2 protein-coding genes and 1 pseudogene are annotated in these 1057 nt (G+C 57.3%); all 3 read right to left on the reverse strand.

The features are described 5' to 3' along the window. Positions 1-103: 103 nt before the first annotated feature. Positions 104-419 (reverse strand): annotated as a pseudogene (fdxB, locus tag P9272_RS35850) (ferredoxin III, nif-specific). Then, entirely contained in the window at positions 416-574 is a 159-nt protein-coding gene (locus P9272_RS35855; RefSeq protein ID WP_224571204.1) for a CCE_0567 family metalloprotein, read from the reverse strand. The pseudogene fdxB and the gene P9272_RS35855 overlap by 4 nt, the downstream one beginning before the upstream one ends. A gap of 90 nt (positions 575-664) precedes the next feature. Next, positions 665-1057 (reverse strand): DUF269 domain-containing protein (locus P9272_RS35860; protein WP_127259213.1); only part of this gene is annotated, 393 nt, incomplete at its 5' end.

Raw genomic sequence — 1057 nt, forward strand, 5'->3', positions numbered from 1 at the left:
CGAATCCAAAGCGAAGTAAACCATCGACGCATTGCTGCACAGGACCAGCCCCACGAGCCGACAAAAAGATGAAGTGCACGCCGCTCCCCTGGTTTTCGCCAGATCATGTTGCGAGCTCGTCGGCCGGAACATGCGTCTGGCAGTTCTTGGGGCAGACGCGGCCGCAGGCTCCGCAGCCTATGCAGCGGCCGGCATCATCGACAACCATGATCATGCGATTGAGCTTGCCGTCGAAATCGTCGTCCTCGTCATCGCAGGGGCGAGGATTTCACCCGCATCATCAACGCCGTGAAGATGCATGACATCGCGCGAGCAGACCTTGAAACAACGGCAGCAGCCGATGCAGATTTGCTATCGATGGAGGTCAGGTACGGCGGCATCCAAATGGAGCCGTCACGGGTGGTGAATGTGCGCATCATCCTAAATTCTTCATTGAAGCGAGTTCTCTCTTGGCAACATCCAACTCGGCATAAACGGCTTGGGTTTTCTCGGCGACTTCCTGTATGTCGGCCCACTTGCCCGGCAGACCCTCGACGAGGTCCTGCAATGCCATCTTGGCAATAGCTGCACGCAACTGGAGCTTTCAGACTTTTTTCCTCATCCTATCTAGGTCTGACATAGATCCTTCCTGGAACAATGGTTTCTTGATGCGCTCCATCTCGGGCTAGGCTTCAATGGCTGCAGTCGCATCGTCGACCAGTTTCGTACCGGCCTCAGCAAGTTTGCGGAAAGTCTCGAAGCCGAACCGGTGGACGTCTCGACAGAACGCCCAACCGCCGGAAGCCCCCACGGGTTTCATTTCTATTGTCGGCGACGTCGACACGCCGGAGCGCTCCTCGATCGCAAGCGCTACGGCGGTGTAAAACATGTCGAGCCTCCACAGCGCGTCAGGATCGGGATCGCCGCCAAAGGGTACCGCACGTTGCTGTTGCTTGGTGATGATGAACTCGGCCAGCAGCTCGGCATCCGAATGGCCTTCCCATAAGCCGAAGGAATCCTGAGTACGAATGAGCCGCAGGAGGCATTTGACGAACGGGGAAGCAAGGGCCTCGTCGTC

It is taken from the genome of Mesorhizobium sp. WSM4976 (genome assembly GCF_029625685.1).
Classification (GTDB): domain Bacteria; phylum Pseudomonadota; class Alphaproteobacteria; order Rhizobiales; family Rhizobiaceae; genus Mesorhizobium.